Consider the following 19,001-nt stretch of genomic DNA (forward strand, 5'->3'; position numbering starts at 1 on the left):
TATACCGAATGTCGCATATAACGTGCTTAAATGATCCATTTTCACCCAAGCCGTGTAAAGGATTAGAAAATAATATCAATAGCCTCTAGCTCATCTTGCTCCTGTTCGGATTGCCCGTTCAGGGAAATATCCTTGAGCAGCACCGAAGGCTGTTCGCCAATTTGGGTGATGATCACGAGCAGGTCCTGAGCGAAATTGTCGATCAGATTGCGCGTAAACAACTTCGTTGCATATTCAAACTGCCCGTTCATTCCCTCATCCAGCAACGAAATGACCAAGGTAAGGTCAAATTGGGAAACCGCATGCGTTTCCGGATAAGATTCGATCTGGATATCCCCGAAGTTTTGAACGTTATCTTCCTTCGTTTCCAGCGCAAACATGACATCAAATACAGGATTGCGGCTTTGATCTCGCGGCACCTGCAGCTTTTTCACAAGCTCTTCAAACGGATAATCCTGGTGGTCGTAGGCCCCCAGCATCGTTTCTTTGACTTCGTTCAAGTAAACAAGGAACGTCTTCTCCCCGGATGGATAATGACGAATCGCCAACGTGTTGACAAACATTCCGATGAGCGGCTCCAGGTCGGCATGTGTGCGGCCTGAAACCGGTGTGCCTACAATGAAGTCTTCTTGTCCCGAGTACTTGCTGAGCAGGATTGAATAGGCCGCCGATAACACCATATATAGGGTAGCACCGTTCTCATCGGCAATGCGCTGCAAGTTGTCAGTCATCTGCTTGTCGATACTGAAAGGCAGCACATCTCCCTCAAAGCTGCGAGCGGCAGGTCTGACAAAGTCCGTAGGTAGCTCAAGCGTTGGCAGTTCACCTTCCAGCATGTCCAGCCAGTAGGCTTCCTGGCGTTTCAGCCGTTCTTTTACAGGTTCTGACTGCTGCCAAGTGGCAAATTCCTTGTATTGAATCCGAAGCGGTTCCAGCGTCTCACCGTTATACAGGCGTAGCAGCTCTTCGATGAAGATACCCATCGACATGCCATCCGTGACGATATGATGAATGTCCAGCATAAGCAGATGACGTTCCGCTTCCCATTCAACTAAGCCCACACGCAGCAGCGGCGGCTGCTCCAAATCAAAGACACGTACAAAGGCATCCGCAATGCTTTTCGTTTCACTTTCCGTCGCCTTTGTATACTCGACGGCAAACTCCAAGTCCGAATAAATCCGTTGTACCGGTTCGCCGTCGACCATTTCGAAGCCGGTTCGCAAAACTTCGTGACGAGCGATTAATCCTTTGAGCGCCGCCTCGAATTGATTCCGCTCCAAGCGCCCGACCAGAACCGTCATGCCGGACATGTTGTAACTAAGCTCGGCCCCTTCCATCTGCTGCTGGATATACAGCCGCTTTTGCACAGAGGAAAGCGGATAATACTCCCTTTTATCCAGAACCGGAATGGAAAGAAACTCCTGCTGCTCCAATCGGCTAATCACTTCAGCCATCGCTTCAATAGTCGAGTACCGGAATACATCGCGCAGTGGCAGGTCCACGTGCAGCTCCTTGTGCACCTTGCTGACCAGCGTCGTCGCACGCAGCGAGTGACCGCCGAGGTCGAAGAAGTTGTCCGTCACACCAATCGTAACTGACCCAAGCACGTCCTGCCAGATGGAGACCAGTTTCGTCTCCAGATCGGTGCGCGGCGCCACGTATTCGCGCCCTGCACTTGCTCCCTCTTCCGGCGCCGGCAGCGCTTTCCGGTCGATTTTCCCGTTTGGTGTCAGAGGTAAATGCTCCAGCTCCACAAAGTACGACGGGATCATGTAACCTGGCAGCTCGCTGGAGATCGCTCGTTTCAGGTCGGCCGCCGTCAGTTCGATATCCGTTGTGTAGTAGGCGCACAGCGCCTTTTGACCGTTCCCATCACTTCGAACCAGCACCACCGCTTCGCGTATACCTACCACCCGCAGCAGCTGCGACTCTATCTCACCCGTTTCGATCCGGTAGCCCCGGATTTTGGCTTGATTGTCGATCCGGCCGATGAAATCCACGTTTCCGTCCTCCATCCACCTCGCCAAATCTCCCGTGCGATATAACCGCTCACCCGCGGTGAAAGGGCTGTCTACAAACTTCTCTTCCGTCAGCTCTGGACGGTTCAAGTACCCACGTGCTACGCCAACGCCGCCGATGACCAGCTCGCCCAGCACACCGACGGGTACGGGATTCAGATGTGCATCCACGATGTAAAACTTCGCATTCAACCACGCTTTGCCAATCGGCACATGGCCTGTCTGCGGCAGTTTCGCCAATTCTTCGTCATAGAAACTGGAGTCGATTGCCGCTTCCGTCACACCATAGGCGTTAATGATGCGGAACGACGAGCCAAACCGCTCCTGCAAGGTACGGTAATCCGCTACACTGCAGCTGTCCGAGCTTGTGATCAACAGCTCCATACCGCTTAACTTTAGCCCCTGCTCATGCACGTATTCCATAAACGGCACGATCAGTGCTGGTGTTGATTCAAAGATCGTCACTTGCTCCTGCTCTATCCAGTGGTGCAGACGAGACGGATCAATCCGGTCGTCCTTCGGTACAATGACCATGGTGCCTCCGTTATACAACGTGCGTGCGATATCGCCCACGAAAACATCAAATGAGAAGCTTGCGAGTTGCAGCAGTCGCACCGGGAACTGATCCAACCGGTATTCCCGTCGGTAGCCCGCTGCCGTGTTCACTAGGCTGCGATGCTCGATCATCACGCCTTTTGGCTTGCCCGTCGTTCCCGACGTGTAGATGACGTACGCCAGATCCTCCGGACGGGCTTCATGGAAGCTGTCCATACCGACAACATCAACATCATTTGGATGACTCTCGCCATCACCGTTCACAGCCCCCGTTAGCTTGCCGTTGACTCGATCGGGAGCACTGTTGGAGCCTTGGCCAAAGTCCATTGGCACATTGCTTCGTTCCTCGCTGTATGACGTTTCGTCGTCAAGATACAGCACCGTCGCCAGTGCCAGTTCCTCTTCACCGAGCCAGGCTTCGGCACGCTCTCGCAGCGGCGTTTGCGTCAGCAGCACCTTCGCTCCGCTGTCTTCGAGCATAAACCGCACACGGTCTGCCGGATAATCCGGGTCAAGCGGCACATACGCCCCTCCCGCTTTCCAGACGGCCATCACGGCCACCAGCAAATCGACCGAACGCTCGGCGAGAATGCCAACAATCTCCTCCCGACCGATGCCGCTTGCGCGCAGCGTGGCCGACAGACGGTTCGCCCGCTCGTTCAGCTCCACATACGTCAGCCGATCGTTTTCGTAAACGACAGCTTCAGCTTCGGGCGTGTGTTCCGCCTGTTCCTCGAACAGTCGATGGAACGCTGCCATAGGAGCCTGTTCCGGTTGCGCAGGGTTAAACGCGCCGACAATCTGCTCTTTTTCCTCTGCCGTTAACAAGTTCAGCTCGGCAATAGTCGCCGACGGGTTGCAGAGAATGGATTCAAGCAGCTGCAAGTAGTGAACAGCCAATTTCTCCACCGTTTCGGTTTTGTATAGAGCTGTGGCGTATTCAAACAGATATTCCAAGCCGTCCTCAATCTCGGTGACGTCCAAGCTGAGATCGAATTTGGAAACAATTTCTTCGCTGGCATACGTCGACAGATGCAGTCCCGGAAGCTGAATTTCCACATTTTCTGTATTCTGCAAAGCAAACATCGTATCAAACAGTGGATGACGGCGTAGATCACGAGCCACGTTTACCTTATCCACCAGTTCCTCAAACGGATAATTCTGATGTTCAAAAGCACCAAGCGTTGTCTCCTTGATTTCCTTCAAGTAGTCAAGGAACGTTTTACCGGCAGCCGGGTAACTGCGGATGGCCAATGTATTAACGAACATCCCGATCAGCGGTTGAACGTCACTGTGATTTCTGCCCGCAATCGGCGTACCAACCACCACGTCTTCCTGACCTGAATATTTATGCAGAAGCACGTTATACGCCGCAAGCAGAACCATGTAAAGCGTTGCGCCGTTTTCAGCTGCAAGCCGTTTCAGACCTTCGCTTTTCTCAATATTCATAAACAATTGCAGCGTGCGGCCCTCATAGCTCTGCATAGCAGGGCGCGGATAGTCCGTCGGCATTTCCAGAACTGGCAGTTCTCCGCGGAACATGTCAATCCAGTAGGCTTCCTGCTTGGCAAGCTGCGTTTTCTGCTCGTCCGATTGCTGCCATACTGCATAATCTTTGTACTGAATGCGGAGTGGCTTGAGCGGCTCCCCGCTGTACAAGTGCACAAACTCTTCGATCAGTACGTCCATTGAAACGCCGTCCGATACGATATGATGTGTATCGAACATCAGGATGTGCCGGTCCGGCGCGAGTTCGGCAATGCCCACCCGCAGAAGTGGCGGCTTCGCTAGATCAAACGCACGAACAAATTGGCGCACCGTTTCTTCCGCCTGCTCCCCGCTGATCTGCACATATTCCACCTGGAAGGTGACTTCTTCGTAAATCCGCTGAACCGCTTCGCCTTCAACCATCTCAAAGCTGGTACGCAGCGTTTCATGACGAGCTACAAGCCCGCGGAACGCTTCTTCAAACCGCTGCCGGTTGAGTTGCCCTTCGAGCAGCATAGCTCCCGGTATATTGTAGCTCAGCTCGCCTCCTTCCAGCTGGTTCAAGATATAGAGACGTTTCTGCGCAGAAGAGAGCGGATAATACTCGCTAGGTTCCGCAGCCGGAATAGCCATAAACGAGCCGATCTCCAAATGCTCCATAGCCACAGCCATTTCCTCAACTGTCGAGTAGCGGAATACGTCGCGAAGCGGGAATTGGGCGCCCAGCTCCTTATGCATTTTGCTGACAAGTGTTGTCGCCCGCAGGGAGTGTCCTCCGAGGTCGAAGAAGTTGTCCGTTACGCCTACCGCCTTATCCCGAACTAGTACCTCCTGCCAAATGGCGGCCAGCTTCGCCTCCATTTCGGTGCGCGGCGCCACGTATTCGCGGCCTCCGCCTGCTCCCCCTTCCGGCGCTGGCAGCGCCTTCCGGTCAATTTTCCCATTTGGCGTTAGAGGCAATTGCTCCAGTTCGACGAAATACGATGGAATCATGTATCCCGGTAGCTCGCTGGAGATCGCCCGTTTCAAATCTGCCGCCGTCAAGCCTTCTTCCACTGTATAATAAGCGCACAACGCTTTCTGCCCTTCTTGATCTTCCCTGACAACAACGACCGCTTCCTTCACGCTATCTACACTCAGCAGCTTTGCTTCGACTTCGCCCGTCTCGATCCGGTAACCCCGGATTTTTGCCTGGTTATCGATCCGGCCGATGAAGTCCACGTTGCCGTCCTCCATCCACCGCGCCAAGTCTCCTGTGCGATACAGTCGCTCACCCGCGGTGAAAGGACTGTCTACAAACTTCTCTTCCGTCAGCTCTGGACGGTTCAAGTACCCGCGCGCCACACTGACTCCGCCGATAACCAATTCGCCCAGCACGCCGACTGGCACCGGGTTCAGATGTGCATCCACGATGTAAAACTTCGCATTCAACCACGCTTTGCCAATCGGCACATGGCCTGTCTGCGGCAGTTTCGCCAACTGCTCGTCATAGAAACTGGAGTCAATTGCCGCTTCCGTCACACCGTAGGCGTTGATGATGCGGAACAACGAGCCAAACCGTTCCTGTAAGGTTCGGTATTCCGCCACACTGCAACTGTCTGAGCTTGTAATCAACAGCTCCATACTGCTTAACTCTAGCCCCTGCTCATGCACGTATTCCATGAACGGCACGATCAGTGCTGGTGTTGATTCAAAGATCGTCACTTGCTCCCGCTCTAACCAGTAGTGCAGACGAGACGGATCAATCCGATCGTCCTTCGGTACAATGACCATCGTGCCGCCGTTGTACAACGTCCGCGCGATATCGCCCACGAATACGTCGAACGAGAAGCTGGCGAGCTGCAACAGCCTTACCGGAAACTGATCCATCCGGTATTCCCGTCGGTAACCCGCTGCCGTGTTCACTAGACTGCGGTGCTCGATCATCACGCCTTTTGGCTTGCCCGTCGTTCCCGACGTGTAGATGACATACGCCAAGTCCTCAGGACGGGCTTCATGGAAGCTGCCCATACCGACAACATCAACATCATTTGGATGGCTCTCATTACGGTCGTTCACAGCACCCGTCAGCTCGCTGGAGATCAGACCTGAAACCATGCTGGAGCCTTGGCCGAAGTCCATTGGTGCATTCGCTCGGTCTTCGCTGTATGACGTTTCGTCATCGAGATACATCACCTTCTCCAGTGCTAGTTCCTCTTCGCCGAGCCAGGATTCGGCACGCTCTCGCAGCAGCGTTTGTGTCAGCAGTACCTTCGCTCCGCTGTCTTCCAGCATGAACCGCACGCGGTCCGCCGGATAATCCGGGTCAAGCGGTACATACGCCCCGCCCGCTTTCCAGACGGCCATCACGGCCACCAGCAAATCGACCGAACGCTCGGCGAGAATGCCAACGATGGTCTCCCGGCCTATTCCGCTTGCACGTAGCGTGGTCGACAGGCGGTTCGCCCGCTCGTTCAGCTCCGCATACGTCAGCCGATCCTTCTCGTATACGATGGCCTCCGCTTCCGGCGTGCGTTCCGCCTGTTCCTCGAACAGTCGATGGAACGCTGCCACAGGAGCCACTTCCGGCTGCACCGGATTAAACACGCCGATAATTTCTTCTTTTTCCGCCGCCGTCAAAAGCTCTAACTCATGTACACGAACATTCGGATTAGCCGCAACCTGCTCCAATGCACGGGCAAAATGACCGTGGATCTGCCTGATGTCTTGCTCTCTGAATGTCAGTGCATTGTACGTAAACCGCAGCAAAATATGCTCTTCCGGAATGACGGTAATGTCCAGATCGTAGTTCGTTTGTTCCGGCGATTGGATATTAGCGATTTTCAGCGCTTCTTGTCCTCCGCCGACAACCTGCTCAATCTGTTCTTCCATCGGATAATTTTCAAAGACCATAATATGGTTGATCAAGTCGCGCTTTTGCTCGCTCAGCGACTGAATTTCGAAGAGCGGGAACGTTTCGTAAGCTCCCGATGTCAGCGCTTGATCCTGGGTTTTTCTCAAAATATCGGCTACCGTCTCCTCGGCTTTGCCTTGAATACGGACGGGGATCGTATTAATAAACAGACCGATCATGCTTTCGATACCCGGAATCTCCGCTGGACGCCCGGATACGACGGAGCCAAATACAACATCATCGCTGTTGTTGTATACCTGCAGAACCAGTCCCCATACGGTCTGCATGAATGTATTAAGCGTCACCTGATGCTGGCGCGCCACCCGCTCGATTTGCCCAGTCAGTTCCTTGCTGAGTTCCACATCGATTTCAGCCATTTCAAAAGTATGCTGTTTCAGCTGCGTTCTCTCCTGCGGCAGCTTGGTCTGCTGATCGTAACCCGCCAAATACTCCGACCAGTAACCCGAAGCTTTCGCTACATCTTGAGCTTCCAGCCATTCGATATATCGGGAGTACGAGGTAACCGGAGGAAGCTCCAGCGTCCGCTGCTCCTGGAACGCGAAGTAGGTGTCGAACACTTCCTTGATCATTAAGGACATGCACCAGCCGTCCAACAAAATGTGATGGTGACTCCAGATCACTTGGTAGGACTCGTCGCCCGTACGCAAAACTGTAACGCGCATCAGAGAGCCTTGAGCCAAATCGAACTTGTTCGCTTTATCCGCGCTGACAAAATCGGCTATCGTCTTCTCCGGGTCTTCATCGCTTACTAAGCGAATATCTTCGAAGTATACTTCACATTTCCGCTCGCGGAATACCACTTGAATCGGCTCGTCTCTCCAGCCGGTAATAAAGTTCGTCCGCAGCGCCTCATTTCGCTGTACCAGCGTATCCAATCCGCGGGTGAAGGCTTCCACATTCAGGCTTCCATACAGATCGAAGGTCACCTGTTCGAAGTAGGCTTCCGAATCGGCATCCAGCAAGCTGTGGAACAACATCCCTTTTTGCAGCGGGGTCAGGGTGTATACATTCTCCAGTTCGCCGAGTGCCGCCGTATGTTCGGACAGTCGCTCCAGTTCCTCCACCGTCACATCTGGAAGCAGTACGTCACTAGGCGTAAGTTCCGGCCGCTCTTTCGATACGCAATGGCTGATGACTTCACGCAAACTCGATTGAAGCAGGGTGCCCAAGTGTTCAACCGTCTCCCGTTGATACTGGGTTTCCCCATAACGGATCGTGAGTTCCAACATGCCTTCCGACACCATACCGTTGATATCGAGGACATAATTCATCACAGCATTCGGGCTTGAATCGGAGCCCGAACTGAACGGAGACGGCTGCGAGCCGCTGCTTTCGTAATCCTGGTCAAACTGACCCAGATAGTTAAAACTGATCTCCGGCTCCAAAACGAAGCGCTCTCCGTCACGCGGCGCCGACAAATAACGCTGAATGCCGTAGCCGATTCCTTTGTTCGGAATGCGGCGCAAGTTTTCTTTCACCTGTTTCACCTGATGACCGAGTGCCTGAGCGTGACCCGGCTCCAGAACAACAGGGAATTGGCTTGTGAACCAGCCTACCGTGCGTGTAATGTCCACATCTGGCAAAAGTTCTTCCCGGCCGTGGCCTTCAAGATTCACCAGCACGCGTTCTTGACCGCTCCAAGCTTGTACTGAGAGGCCCAGCGCAGCAAGCAGCAAATCGTTCATTTCTGTATGGTAAGCACGGTGTGCCTGCTTCAGCAGCTGTTCGGTTTCCTCCGCCGTCCAGCGGACAGTCACGATCCCGCTGTCCTTCAGCTTGGATCTGCCTTGTTCAAAATCTTTCGGAAGCGGCTCATAGGTCAATTGCTCGATATGCTGCCAATACGCTCTCTCACTTTCCATCGCCGGACCGTTCGCATAATCAGCGAGCTGTTTCGCCCACGTTTGGAATGAATCCGTTTTGAGCGGCAGACGGATCAGCTGCCCTTGTAGCGCCTGCTCATAGCCGGCAGCAAAATCCTCAAGCAGAATCCGCCAGGATACGCCGTCTACGACCAAGTGGTGGATCGCGATCAGCAGATGATCTCCATCCGCACAGCGGAACAAGCCGAGCTTCAGCAAAGGCCCTACCTGCAGGTCAATGCTGCGCTGAAGCTCGTTCGCCTTGGCTTCGATCGCCTGCGCGCAGTCCGTCATTCCGCGGAAATCGATCACTTCTAGGCTGTAGAGCTCGCCGTCACTTTCCTCGATGGCCCGGTTCCATGCCGCATACCCGCTCTCGGTCCGGCTGAAGACGAGGCGCAGCGCATCGTGATGCTCGGCCAGCTTCCGCACGGCCTGACGAAGCGCCGCTTCGTCATAGCCTTCCTCCCGGTACAGCATCACCGCCTGGTTAAAGTGGTGCAGCTCGGCGAACGACTGCTCGAAGAACCAGCGCTGAATCGGCGTCAGCCCCGTCTCTCCCGTAGCTGCCCCCTGATCGGCGCGTCTTAAGACCGACTGGAGATACGGGCTTAATTCCGCTACGGTCGGATATTTGAACAAATGCTTAATTTCCAGCTTGTATCCGGCCTGATATAGCCTGGACGACACCTGGATCGATTTAATTGAATCCCCGCCGAGCTCGAAGAAATTGTCCATCACGCCGATCGGACGACCCGTTCCCAGCACTTTTTGCCACACCGCAACCAACGTCTGCTCCGCCGCCGTCCGGGGCGCCACGTATTCCGTTCCAACGAGCATACTGCTTTCCGGTGCTGGCAGCGCCTTGCGGTCGAGCTTCCCGCTGTGTGTGAGGGGCATCCGCTCCAGCTGCACGAAGTAGGACGGAATCATGTACGCAGGCAGATCCTCCGCCAGCGCGCTTCGCAGCTCGCTCGCCGCAAGCGGCTTGTCCGCCACGAAGTACGCGCAGAGCTGCTTCTGACCGGCTTCGTCCTCTCTGGCGATGACAACCCCCTCTTGTACGGACGCCGCTTTCAGGACCTGCGCCTCCACCTCGCCGAGTTCGATCCGGTACCCGCGGATTTTCACCTGATGGTCGATCCGGCCCATATACTCGATGTTGCCGTCCGGCAGCCATCTGGCCAGATCGCCCGTCCGGTACATCCGCCCGCCCGGCGCGAACGGACACTCTACGAATTTCTCCGCGGTCAGCTCGGGACGGTTCAAGTAGCCTCTAGCCAGACCTTCGCCCGCGATGCACAACTCGCCCGGCACGCCGATCGGCTGCAGCGCTGTCGTCCCTTCCTTGACAATATGCAGCCGGATGTTCGAGATCGGCTTGCCGATCGGCACCGATACATACGCCTCTTCCGGTCCGCAATCGTAGTACGAGACATCAACCGTCGCTTCCGTAGGCCCATAAAGGTTGATCAGCTGCGCTTGATTCACGGATGACGAAATCCACTGCCAGAACCGGCTCACATGCGACGTCGCCAGCGCTTCCCCGCTTGCAAACACCCGTTTCAGCGAAGACAGCTTGTTACCCAGATCTTCGCTCGGCTGACGCTCGACATATTCGAGGAAGGCGTGCAGCATCGACGGCACGAAGTGCATCGTGGTGACGGCTTGCCGTTCGATCGTATCCAGAATCGTCTCGGGATTCTTCTCTCCGCCCGGCGGCAGCAAGCAAACTTTGGCCCCCGTCCAAGCCCACCAAAACAGCTCCCACACGGAAACGTCGAAGGTGATCGCCGTCTTTTGCAGAATCGTATCCCTGGAGTCGATCGGGTATGCATTCTGCATCCACAGCAGCCGATTGATCACCGGACGGTGCTCCACCATGACGCCTTTGGGCTTGCCTGTCGAGCCCGATGTGTAAATGACGTAGGCCAGATGCTCAGGTCCGCTGGCCAGCTCCAGATTCGAGCCGTCTTCGTCATACGCGGATGGATCGTTCAGATCGACGAGCGATAGATCACCAAGTGGCTCGGTCCCAGCAAATGACGCGCTTTCCCGCAAATGGCTTTGAATCAGCAGCAGCCTAGCGCACGAATCTTCGAGCATGTAGCGGATACGCTCCTGCGGGAATTGCGGGTCGATCGGCACGTAGGCGCCCCCGGCCTTCAAGATTGCATAGATGCCGACAATCATCTCCAGCGAGCGCTCGGCCATGATCGCGATCGGCTGATCGGCCTGCGCGCCAGAGGCACGCAAGGATCGCGCCAGCCGGTTCGCCCGCTCGTTCAACTCCCGGTAAGTCAGGCGGCTGTCCTCATAGACAACGGCCACCTGCTCCGGCGTTCGCTCTGCTTGCTCCTCGAACAGCTCGTGGATTGTTCTCTCTCTCCACGACTCATCCGCTTCCAAGCTTGGACCCTCTGAGGCGGATTGCTTCGCCAGAGCCGAAGACGACACGGCAAACCCGACCAGCAAATCATGCTTTTCGCTGTCCTTCAAGATGTTCAAATCCGAGATCCTCGCACCCGGCTGAGCTAGGATCGATGCCAAAAGCTGCTCGTAATGACCCGCCAGCCGTACCATCGTTTCCTGTCTAAACAACGAGGTAGCGTACTCGATCTTGCAAACTAGCTCGTTACCCTCTTCCACGATATCCAGGCTAAGATCAAACTTTGCTCTCTTTTCCTCGATGTCAAACAGCGACCATTGCAAGCCTTCCAGGGCTAAATCCAGGCTTTCGTGCTTTTGCAAAGAAAACATGGTGTCAAACAGCGGATTCCGGCTTAAATTCCGGCTCACCTGAAGAGCTTCTACCAGCTCCTCGAACGGATAGTCCTGGTGCTCGTAGGCTCCAAGCGTCGTTTCCTTCACATCCTGCAAGTAATCCAGGAACGTCTGCTCTGCCGTCGGACCCAAGCGAAGGGCCAGCGTATTTACAAACATGCCGATAATCGGTTGCAGGTCGGCGTGAGAACGAGCGGCAATCGGAGTGCCGACTACGATATCTTCCTGTCCCGCGTATTTATGAAGCAATACGGAGTATGCAGCCAGCAGAAGCATGTACAGCGTCGCCCCCGAATCTCCGGCAAGCCGTTTTAGAGCTTCGCTTTTCTCCGCATCCAGCGCAAACGTGAGCGTTTGACCGTCAAACTGCCGGACGGCTGGGCGGGAGTAGTCAAGAGGCAGCTCAAGAACCGGAAGCTCGGAGCTGAATACCCCGCGCCAGTATTCCTCCTGCCGTTTGATACGCTGACATTGCTCGTCGGATTGCTGCCAAACGGCGTAATCCTTGTATTGAATCCGTAGCTCCGGCAATTCTTCCCCATTGTAAAGCCCCACAAATTCGCGTAGCAGCACATCCATGGAAAGACCGTCCGAACCAATATGATGCATATCCAGCGCCAGCAGGAATTTCTCTTTCTCAAGTATGATCAGCAGGGCGCGCAGCAAAGGCGGCTGGGTCAAGTCAAAAGGCTGAATGAAACCTTCCAGAATGGCCGCGACCTGATCTTTGCTTGCTTGAAGCTTCTCGACCTTGAAATCTACGAGCGGATGAATACGCTGAACCGGCTCTCCATTCACGATTTCAAAACCGGTGCGCAGCATATCGTGCCGGGCCACCAAAGTAGTCAGCGCCTTTTCCACTTTGGCCTCGTTCAAAGTCCCTTTCAATTGCAAGGCGCTTGGAATGTTGTAATTCAGCTCCGAGCTATCTAGCTGGTGCAGGACATACAGCCTTTTTTGCGCAGAGGAAACTGGATAATATGCTTTCTCTTCCGCTTTTGGAATGGAGCTGTGCTCTGATTCTTCCAACCTGGCAATAGCCCCGGCCATCGATTCTACCGTCATATAGCGGAACACATCGCGCAGCGGAAGTTCAACGTTCATTTCCTTCCGAATCTTGCTGACAAGGTTTGTCGCCCGCAAGGAATGCCCTCCGAGCTCAAAGAAATTGTCCAGGACTCCAATGCCGGAGTAACCCAGCACTTCCTCCCAGATCTTCACAAGCTGGGACTCCGTAAGGTTACGAGGAGCTACGTATTCGACGCCCGTTTGCAGGCTACCTTGCGGCTCCGGCAGCGCTTTGCGGTCCACTTTGCCGTTCGACGTCAGCGGCATGCGCTCCAGCTGCACGAAATACGACGGGATCATGTATCCCGGCATTCCCTGTGCCAGCGAGGTTCTCATTTCGCTGACTGTCAGCGTCCGGTCTGCAACAAAGTAGGCAACAAGTGCCTTCTCTCCCTCGTTGTCCTGACGGGCGAGCACCACCGCTTCTTCCACGCCCTCCACGTTCAGAAGTTGCGTCTCGATTTCGTCCAGCTCAATCCGGTACCCGCGGATTTTGACCTGATGGTCGATCCGGCCAAGGTATTCAATGTTGCCGTCCGGTAGCCAGGCCGCCAAGTCACCCGAACGGTACAGTTTTCCCCCCTCCGCAAACGGGGAATCAACGAACTTTTCCGCCGTCAAATCCGGTCGATTCAGGTATCCTCTTGCCAGGCCTTCACCGGCCACGTACATTTCGCCTGCTACGCCGATCGGAACAGGACGACGGTTTTCATCCAGAACATACACGCTCAGCGTCGGGATCGGCTTGCCGATATTACTCTTTGCCGCCTCCATCTCGATCCATGTAATTTCCTTATACGTCACGTGAACCGTCGTTTCGGTAATACCGTACATATTGATCAGCTTTGTCTCCGGGTACTTCGTCTTGAAACCCTTGAGCAACAGCGGGCTGAGTGCTTCGCCGCCAAAGATGACGTTGCGAATCCGCAGATTGTACGGATGGTCCGCTAAAACCTCACGCAGCAGTTGGTAGAAATATGTTGGCGTCTGGTTCAAAATCGTGACCCGTTCGCGGCTCAGCAGTGCCAAGAACTCGGCTGGATTTTTCGCCGTAAGTGGCGGTACGATAACCAGCTTTCCTCCATTCAGAAGTGCTCCGTACATCTCCCAGACGGAGAAATCGAAGCAGAACGAGTGGAATAACGTCCACGTGTCGGACGGCCCAAAGTCGAACAGGTTCTTGTCGTTGAACAAAAGGCGCACGACGTTTTTATGCTCAATCAACGTGCCTTTGGGTTTGCCGGTCGTTCCCGATGTGTAGATGACATAAGCCAAGTTACCCGGGCCAGAAATTGGTTCCAGATTCGAAGCGTCCAGTGCATCAGCGGAGTCCGCCCCTTTGTGGCCCCAAACGAAATCGTCCAATTCAAGGCGCGTTCCTGCGAAATCGGTCTTCTCATGCAAATGCTTTTGAATCAGCAATAACGGTGCGCCCGAATCCTCAATCATGAAGCGGATGCGTTCCTCCGGGTAGTCGGGATCGACAGGCACGTAGGCTCCGCCCGCTTTGAGAATCGCCAGAATGCCGACGACCATATCAAGTGAACGTTCGGCCAGAATCGCTACCAACTGATCCGCTTCGACTCCTGTCTCCCGCAGCTTACGCGCAAGGCGATTGGATCGCTCGTTCAGTTCGTGGTAGCTCAGCTGCCGCTCATTCATGACGACGGCCACGTTATCCGGGTAAAGCTTCGCCTGCTCTTCGAACAAGCCATGAATCGTCTGCTGCCGTGGGTAGTCTGCCTCCGAATCATTAAAACCGCGCACCAGTTCACGGATTTCCTGCTCGGTTAGCATTTCCAGCGAAGCAATATCCCCTTCCGGCGCTGTTGCGATAGTTTCGAGTAGCTTGTCATAATGTCTGGCGAACCGCTCCGCGGTCTCCTGTTTATACAAAGCCGTAGCGTACTCCAACCGGCATTCGAGCTGACCATCCAGCTCCGAAATATCCAGAAGCAGCTCGAACTTGGACGTTCGGTTTTCCAACGGATAAAACGATTGCTCCAGCCCCTCGATGACAATTTGCTCATTCTCCGTATTTTGCAGAGAGAAGAACGTATCAAAGAGCGGATTCCGGCCGGTCGCGCGCGGAATATGAAGACTTTCCACCAAATCTTCGAACAAATAATTTTGGTGTTCAAAAGCCCCGAGTGTGATTTCCTTCATTTCTTCCAGGTACTTAAGGTACGGCTTGGAACGCTCCGGATGGCTGCGAATGGCAAGCGTGTTGATAAACATACCTACGATTGGCTGCACTTCTTCCTGCGTTCTTCCGGCAATCGGGGTTCCCACGATCAGATCTTCCTGACCCGAATATTTATGCATAAGGATCGAGTAAGCAGACAACAGCACCATGTACAGGGTCGTGCCCGTCCGTGCGGCCAGTTCTTTCAGCTTTTCCGTCCGTTCTTTCCCAATCTCAAACTTCACGGTCCGGCCGTCAAAACTTTGCACCGCAGGCCGCGGGAAGTCCGTCGGCAGTTCCAACACAGGCAGCTCGCCCGACAGCTGTTCCAGCCAGTACTCCTTCTGCGGCTGGATCAACTGCCCGTAGGCTTCGGAATGCTGCCAAACGGCATAATCTTTGTATTGAATACGCAACGGAGCCAGCTCCTCACCCCGATACAGGCGGCTGAACTCGTCGAAAAGCAATGCTGTCGAGATGCCATCCGAGACGATGTGATGCATATCAAACAACAGGATGTGGCGATCCTCGGCGACTTCGATCAGGCCGATGCGAAGAAGTGGCGGCTTAGTCAGATCAAACGGGTGATAGTATGTTTCCACCACATGGTCCACTTCTAGCTCGCTCGCCTGGAAATAGTCTACAGCAAACTCCACCTCGTCATAGATGCGCTGCACAAGCTCGCCTTGAACCTGCTCGATCCCGGTACGCAGCGTCTCATGGCGCTGAATCAACGCCCGGAATGCGTACTCTACGCGCGTGCGGTCCAGCTTGCCTTCGAGAAGAAGCGCCGCCGACATATTGTAGCTACGCTCGGCCGCGTCAAGCTGGCGCAGGACGTACAGACGCTTTTGCTCGGATGAAACCGGATAGTACTCGGTCTCTGCCGCCTTTGTAATCTCATAGGTTTCCTGCTGCTTTAAACCGCTAATTCTTTGGGCAAGCTGTTCGATCGTGGTGTAGCGGAAAACGTCCCGCAGCGGAACCTCGACTTGTAGCTCTTTTCGAATCTTGGAAACAAGCGCGGAAGCCCGCAAGGAATGACCACCCAGGTCAAAGAAATCGTCTTGGACTCCAACTCGCGCAATACCCAGCACCTGCTGCCAAATAAGAGCAAGTCTTGTTTCCAGCGTTGTGCGAGGAGCCACATACTCACGGCCGGCTTCTATCTCTCCGGTCGGCTCAGGTAGCGCTTTACGGTCAATCTTGCCGTTCGGTGTGAGCGGAAGCTGATCAAGAGACACCAACCGGGCCGGAACCATATGCGCAGGCAGCTCTTGTTTCAATTGGGACAGCAGATCGCTCAGTTGCAAGGAAACATCCCCCGCCACGTAACCGCACAAATACTTTTGCCCCTGCTCATCCGTACGGTCAGTCACCACAGCCTGCTTGACCCCCGGGAAACTGAGCAGGGCCGTTTCAATTTCGCCGAGTTCGATCCGGAACCCGCGAATTTTCACCTGATAGTCAATCCGGCCGATGAAGTCAACGTTGCCGTCTTCCAGCCAGCGGGCCAAATCTCCTGTTCGATACAGACGTTCGCCAGACATAAACGGGCTGTCTGCAAACTTCTCGGTGGTTAGGTCCGGACGGTTCCAATACCCGCGCGCCACCCCGGCGCCGCCGATGACAAGCTCCCCCGGAACCCCTACAGGAACCGGCTTTAACCCGGCATCTACAATGTAAAACCGGGCGTTCAGCCAGGCTTTGCCGATCGGCACATGACCCAACGATGGCAGCTTGTCCAGCGGCTCATCGTAAAAGCTGCTGTCAATGGCCGCTTCGGTAACGCCGTAGCTGTTGATGATGCGGAATTGTCCGCCGAATCTTTCCTGCAGCAATCGGTAATCGGTGACACTGCAAGCATCCGAGCTGGTAATCAGCAAATGCATGGAGCTGATGTCCAGCCCTTCTTCATAAATATGCTGCATGAACGGCAGGATAAGCGCAGGTGTCGATTCAAATACCGTAATGTTTTGGTCCCGAATCCAGCCGTATAAGCGGTTCGGATCAATCCGGTCATCCTTTGGCACAATTACCATCGTTCCTCCGTTATACAGCGTCCGCGCGATGTCTCCAACGAACACGTCAAACGAGAAGCTCGCCAGTTGCAGCAACCGCACCGGGAACTGATCCAACCGGTACTCACGGCGGTACGCATCCGCCGTATTCACGAGACTACCATGCTCGATCATGACGCCTTTTGGGCGTCCCGTCGTACCGGAGGTGTAAATCACATAAGCCAAGTCTTGTGGCGCACTGTCAGCAGATTCAAATTCCACGGCTGAGGTATCCCCGTTATACATCTGTTCATCGTCCATCGCATAGACAACTTGAAGCTTCAGCCGGTCATCGGCCAGCCAACCTCCGGCCCCCTCCAACAGATGACGCTGCGTAAGCAGCACCGATGCCTCGCTATCGCTGAGCATGTACTCAATCCGCTCCGCCGGATAATCGGGGTCCAGCGGTACATAAGCTCCGCCGGCTTTCCATACGGCGAGCACACCGACCAGCAGTTCCACCGAACGCTCCGCCCAGATCCCCGTAATCGACTCCCTTCCCACGCCCTGTTCACGAAGCAGCGCAGCCAGCCGCTCAGCGCGTTTGTTCAATTCGCCGTAAGTCAGCTTTTTGTCCATGTAAACAACTGCCGGGTGATCCGGAATGTCTCGGGCAAACTTTTCGACATACCGATGAAACGCTATTCCCTCGCTCAGTGCTGCCACCGGCGGGTTAAACACGTCCAGAATACGGTGTCTCTCCTCATCGCTCAACAGAGAAATCTCGCTCACCCGCAGTTCGGGAGTCTCAAGAAACTGGTCCAAAACGGTTACATACTGTTCCATAATGCGATCAATCTCGGTCGTCTCGAACAGGCCGGTACGATAGGAAGCATGGAGAATGACATGGCCTTCATTCAGCATATGGTCGAAGCGCAGCAGTAGATCGTCCATCTCGTGTCTAGCAAAGTGAGCCTCCAGACGTACCTTGATTTCTTCGTACTCCACGATTTTCAAAGGTAGATATTCCAGAGACGTGCGGAACAACTCCGAAAGATCGTTGCGGCCGTGTTGTTCGCGTAAATCCTGAATCAATTGGTTATAAGGATATTTCTGATGCCGCAGATCCGCCGTATTTTCCTTGGAAACCGTTTGGATCAAGGAAAGCACGGACCCAACTGGATTCAGACTAATCCGCGTAGCCACGGTGCTGACGAACATACCGATCGTTTCTTTTTCCTTCTTGCTCGTGCGATTGGCAAAAACCGTGCCGACTGGAACATCGGTGCTGTCGGTCAGCTTATACAATAAGACGTACATGGCGGACAAAAATAACGTATATAAACTAACCTGATATTGTTCGCTAAAAGCCAGAATGCGGTCATAGCGGGAACCATCCAAAGTGATGGAACGTTTATTCGATTCGCTACCAATCGAGAATGGCGGAACCGCTTTAATGCCGCTCGTTTCAGGCAAAGTCTTGTACTTGGTTAGCCAATATTCCTTGCCTTTTTGATAACGCTGCGATTGCTCATATTCATGCTCAGTTGAAATATAATCCAGATAGGATGGGGCCTGGTAACTGCTGAAGATGCCATTGCGCAGTTCCAGGTATTTTTCCATCACCGCATGCAACAAAGCAGTGACGGACAAGCCATCGGCGATGATATGATTTATAGTCAAATTAAGCCATACTTGGCCGTTCGCAAAATGGATCATCGTAAATTGATAGAGGTGTTCGTCGAACACACTCGCCGGTTTTTCGGTTACTTCTTTCACCCAAGCATAGAATTGTTCGGTTGTGCCTATTTCGAGGTGGCTTATCCTGGTTTGGACATTCTCCAGCTCTTCGAACCACTGCGTTGGATTTTGCATATCCCCGCTAATGCGGATTCGGAAAGCGTCATAGGTTTTGACAATCTCTGCCGCCGCTTGCTCAAGCAGCTTGGTGTCGATCTCGCCCGTAATCTGGTAGGTCGCGGAAAGCATCGTGATGGATGTGCCCGGATTCATAATTTCCATGAACCATATCCGGCGCTGGGCTTGCGTTAATCCATATTGCTTGTTCGTATTCTCTCTCACATCGACACACTCCCGTATTAGAGATTGTTTGTAGATAGGCTTTAT

General features: G+C 54.2%; 1 protein-coding gene. It reads right to left on the reverse strand.

Annotated elements, in window-relative coordinates:
- Positions 1-62: 62 nt before the first annotated feature.
- Positions 63-18,956 (reverse strand): non-ribosomal peptide synthase/polyketide synthase, encoded by an 18,894-nt coding sequence (locus NSQ20_RS27850; RefSeq protein WP_340031246.1) that lies wholly within the window; start codon positions 18,954-18,956, stop codon positions 63-65.
- Positions 18,957-19,001: the final 45 nt, after the last annotated feature.

The sequence above is a fragment of the Paenibacillus sp. FSL K6-1122 genome, assembly GCF_037977015.1.
Lineage (GTDB): Bacteria > Bacillota > Bacilli > Paenibacillales > Paenibacillaceae > Paenibacillus > Paenibacillus amylolyticus.